Raw genomic sequence first — 4,262 nt, 5'->3', positions numbered from 1 at the left:
GTGAGGGTTGCTCAAACCCTTACTGTTTGGTGTTCCTTCTTCGTCATTACCTGTTCTGTAGTGTTGTGTAAGCCACACTCTTTTTCTTTCTGCCCTTCCCACCACCAGCGACCTTCCCGTTCATGCTGATTGGGGAGAGTTGGGCGAGTACAGGGTTCGCAGCCAATGCTAACGAAACCTTTAGCGTGCAATTGATTGTAAGGCACATCATTAGTGCGGATGTATTTCCACACCTGTTCAGAACTCCAGTTAGCTAGGGGGTTAAATTTAATCAGGGTTCGTTCTTGGGTCGAGAACGCCTTGTCTACCTGGACAACAGGGATATTAGCGCGAGTACTAGGACTCTGATCCTTTCGCTGACCCGTAATCCAAGCATCTAGCTTAGCCAGTTGGCGACGCAAGGGAGCCACTTTGCGAATACCACAGCACTCTTTGTGACCATCCTGGTAGAAACTGAACAACCCCTTTTGTTTAACCAGTGCTTCCACTGCATCCGTTTCCGGGAAAATCACCTCCAGTGGAATTCCATAGTGCTGTCTTACCTTCTCAAGTAGTTGGTAAGTCTCGGAGTGCAAGCGACCCGTGTCGAGGGAGAACACGTTCACATCTGGCTTAATCTTGGATGCCATATCCACAAGAACTACATCCTCCGCACCACTGAAAGAGATCGCGATGTTGTCAAATTTGTCAAGAGCCAGTTTCAGGATTTCCTGAGGACTCTTGTGGGCGTATTCGGATTCCAAATAAACAACATCCAGTTCAAACATGAACATCTCCTTACTATATGACAAAAGTGGTTGGACTTGCTGATTATACGACGTATCGATACCTTTATCCATCCTCAGCCTTCAGTTTTAAGCTCGTGTAATCGACCATAGTTCAGAAATTGTATATAGCACTTCAACGGCTGAAGTACATCTGAGTTAAGAGACTTATAGCGCTTTGTAACCCGCGCTAATTAGAAACCTCTATAAATGTTTGCTGCCAATAGGAAGAGTTTCAGTAAATCTTAAAGGGTAATAAATATCTTCCTTTACCCCTTGCCCTTTGATGTTCCCCCTTCCACCTTCTCCTTTTCCAATCCCAAGCATTTGTAGCACCATTAAATAGAATTGATAGTATTTTCCTGTTGTATCCCACTCTTTTGCTGCCCTTGATCAACGGTAAAAAAAAACCCATCGATATGTAGGATGGGGATTTCTTGACAGATTTTCCATTAAGGATTTGCCATGGCGCATGCTATAGAACTTGTGCCCTCAGCCAGGCTACCGGTAAGGATAACATCTTACGGAGTTTGGGTACATAGGCTCTTTGGCTAAATACATCGTAATGGTTGTGTTCAATCACATTAAGAATTTTCTGATAGAGCATCAACGCAGACCAAACCGGCCAACGGGCATCACGGCTTAGGGCTCTAATACCTCTTTCTGCTTTGGTATAGTAATCCCTTGCCCGTTGAATTTGGAAACGCATTAGTTCCTGCCAACGGTCATCAACCACACCTTTGAACAAATCATCCTCAGTGTAATTAAACCGTTGCAAATCTTCTAAGGGTATGTAAATACGACCTCGTCTAGCATCCTCTCCAATATCTCGGAGGATGTTAGTTAGCTGATTGGCAATACCTAATGCGATCGCTTCTCCCACCGGATTATAGGAGTTTGTTTGCTGATCCCAGGGTGCTTTACTAGTGGAGTTGTCAACCCCCAGCACAGCACTAGACATTAACCCCACCGTACCCGCCACCCGATAACAGTAAAGATTAAGTTCATCAAAGGTTTCATAGCGACTACGGTAGAGATCCATCTGCTGACCTGCAATCATATCCCGAAAGGGTTGAATATCTATTGGAAACCGTTCTAGGGTATCGACCAAAGCCACATCATAGTCATCGATGGGATGTCCGGCAAATATAGATTCCAGATGTTCTTCCCACTGATCTAGGGTTTCAGGGGTGGTTAAAGCCGCCTGGGGACCATCAACTAGTTCATCAGTTCGTCTGCACCAGACGTATATTGCCCAGATGGCTCGACGTTTGGCTTCTGGCATTAGTAGGGTGCCAAGATAAAACGTCTTAGAGTACTTCGCCGTAATCTGGCGGCATAATTCGTAGGATTTTGACCGGGAGGCCAGGTTTCTCATGGGCTGAGATTTGGGCAGTTGGAGCATTCTTAGCAACGTTGGAGATTGGAAGCTTTCAACTTTCATCCTTCAGCCCTCAGTACTCGCCCTTGGCATGGGTGAAGAGACTAACGGGATGTCAATCTCTGCTTTCTGATTGCCGGCTAGTGGTTGAGCGCTGGTTTGTGAAAGCCTAGTGCTGTTGTTATTTATTGCCTGCGATGTCAGCTTACCAGAAAGTACGGCTCCTTCCATACTTGCTAGGTATCGTTGCATAGTGTAATCCCCGCTTAGGAAGAAGTTGGCAATGGGTGTTTCTTGGGAGGGACGGTGCTGCTGCCGTCCTGGAGTTGCCTTATATACCGAACGGGGAGTCTTAACCACGTGGTATTTTAGCAGTTGAGCTGAGTTATCACTACCAAAATGCTTGGGGAACAGTTTCTCCAGTTCTGCTAGGGTGGCATTCACAATTTCGAGATCGGATTTGCCAATCCAATATGACGCAGGTGCTAAGACCAATTCCAACATTGAGCGGTCAGGATTAGCGTACTCTTTGCAGGTATTGCTCATGTCAGCATAGACACTAAGCAGGGGTGATCGGGAAAATAACAGATGGTCAATATCCGTCAGTTTGCGGTCAAACCACATATGCAGGTTAATTACCGGTACCCCCTCTAGCCCATCCAGCTGTTGGAAAAATTTCATTTGACCCCAAGGTTTGGGTATCATCAGCTTTAAAGGGTCTACCGGCATAGCTGATACATAAGCATCCGCTGTCAGAACTTGATCGGGTGCTCCATTCAATCCCCGGATCAAGAACCCACTGACAGTGTTGTCTGAATTGAGTAAAAATTCTTTAACTGGGGCATTCAAGCGTACTTCTCCACCCCGCTGTGTGATATAATCAACTAATGGTTGACAGAGTCGCTCCGTGGGAGAACCATCCAAGAATGCCATCTTGGAACCGTTTTTTTCCTGTAGGAAGCGGTTAAGAGCAGTTAGGATTACAGTGGACGAAATTTCATCAGGCCCAATAAAGTTTAGTGCCTTAGACATGGCGATGAAGACTTCCTTCTCTACTCGCGGTGGTACGTTCTGTTTTTTCAACCATTCCGAGAAGGAGTATTTGTCCATTGCTTCCACATACTTTTGCCCTTGAAGCATGGCCGGAATCAACCCTATCCCAAAGCGAATCTTCTCGGGCCAGGTCAGCATGTCGTTATTGCGCAGAATTGCCACAATCCCATTGAGGGGAGCTGGTATATCTGGGAAGTCAAACCGGGAGTAAGTTCCAGGTTGATTTGGCTGATTAAAAATCATGGTGTGCTCTTTCCACTGCAGCCGGTCTTCAATACCCAGTTCTTTAATTAGCTGCAGCATATTGGGATAGGCACCAAAAAATATATGGAGACCAGTTTCATACCAGTCCCCATCTTGATCTTTCCAGGCTGCCACTTTACCGCCTAAAACATTTCGGCGTTCTAGGACAATCGGGGTGTGACCAGCGTCTGTTAGATATTTAGCACAGGAAAGCCCTGCTAGTCCGGCTCCAGCGATCGCAACTCGCATGTGATAGTAATACTGTAAATTTTTCGCTTAGGGGTGTTCTTTTAATTATACTTTGCATTTCGTTACATTTTACATCTGACCCCCAGGTTTTTCCGGGGGGTGGTAAGAGCGGGAAGAGGGGGAAGAATGAAATTCTCTGGTCTGATCGAATCTTCCTGACCTCCTGTGACACTCTTTCTGCAACCATGGCATGCTCCCCCCTGTTAACTCAGGTTCGAGTTAAACCCTAGCGCTAGCTTAAATCACACGGAATATAAATGGGTAGCGGTAGGATACATTGGGATCCCCAAGAATCTTGAGAATTGCCATAATCGGCAGTACCAAACTTAAAATAAATAACAGAGGCAGGAAAAGCCAACCAATCAGGATAATAGTCAAAGTCCCAAAAATTACCTCATATAGCCAGACATTGAAGTGAAAATTAAGGGACTCTTTGGCATTATCTTTGACTACTTGATCATCGGAGATTAACAAGATAGCCAGGGGAATTAACACGGAGATAAATGAGACACTAATGAAAATTGCTCCGTGACATAATGCTGATAAAAGCTTGCGCTTGTCGGGGTCATAGT

4 protein-coding genes are annotated in these 4,262 nt (G+C 45.6%); all 4 read right to left on the bottom strand.

The features are described 5' to 3' along the window. Positions 1 to 11: 11 nt before the first annotated feature. Entirely contained in the window at positions 12 to 767 is a 756-nt protein-coding gene (locus F6K49_RS33595; RefSeq protein ID WP_365939913.1) for a phosphoadenylyl-sulfate reductase, read from the bottom strand. A 472-nt stretch (positions 768 to 1,239) separates the two neighbouring features. Continuing rightward, positions 1,240 to 2,169, bottom strand: coding sequence for a 15-cis-phytoene synthase CrtB (gene crtB / locus F6K49_RS33590; RefSeq protein ID WP_293018863.1), 930 nt, complete (start codon positions 2,167 to 2,169; stop codon positions 1,240 to 1,242). A 42-nt stretch (positions 2,170 to 2,211) separates the two neighbouring features. Further along, positions 2,212 to 3,690, bottom strand: coding sequence for a 15-cis-phytoene desaturase (pds, locus tag F6K49_RS33585; protein ID WP_293103621.1), 1,479 nt, complete (start codon positions 3,688 to 3,690; stop codon positions 2,212 to 2,214). A 237-nt stretch (positions 3,691 to 3,927) separates the two neighbouring features. Continuing rightward, positions 3,928 to 4,262: DUF4870 domain-containing protein (locus tag F6K49_RS33580; protein ID WP_293103618.1), on the bottom strand; the 335-nt coding region annotated here is incomplete at its 5' end.

This window comes from Moorena sp. SIO3I6, assembly GCF_010672095.1.
Note: the sequence above shows the minus strand (reverse complement) of the source record. Positions and strands in the feature narration are given on the sequence as shown.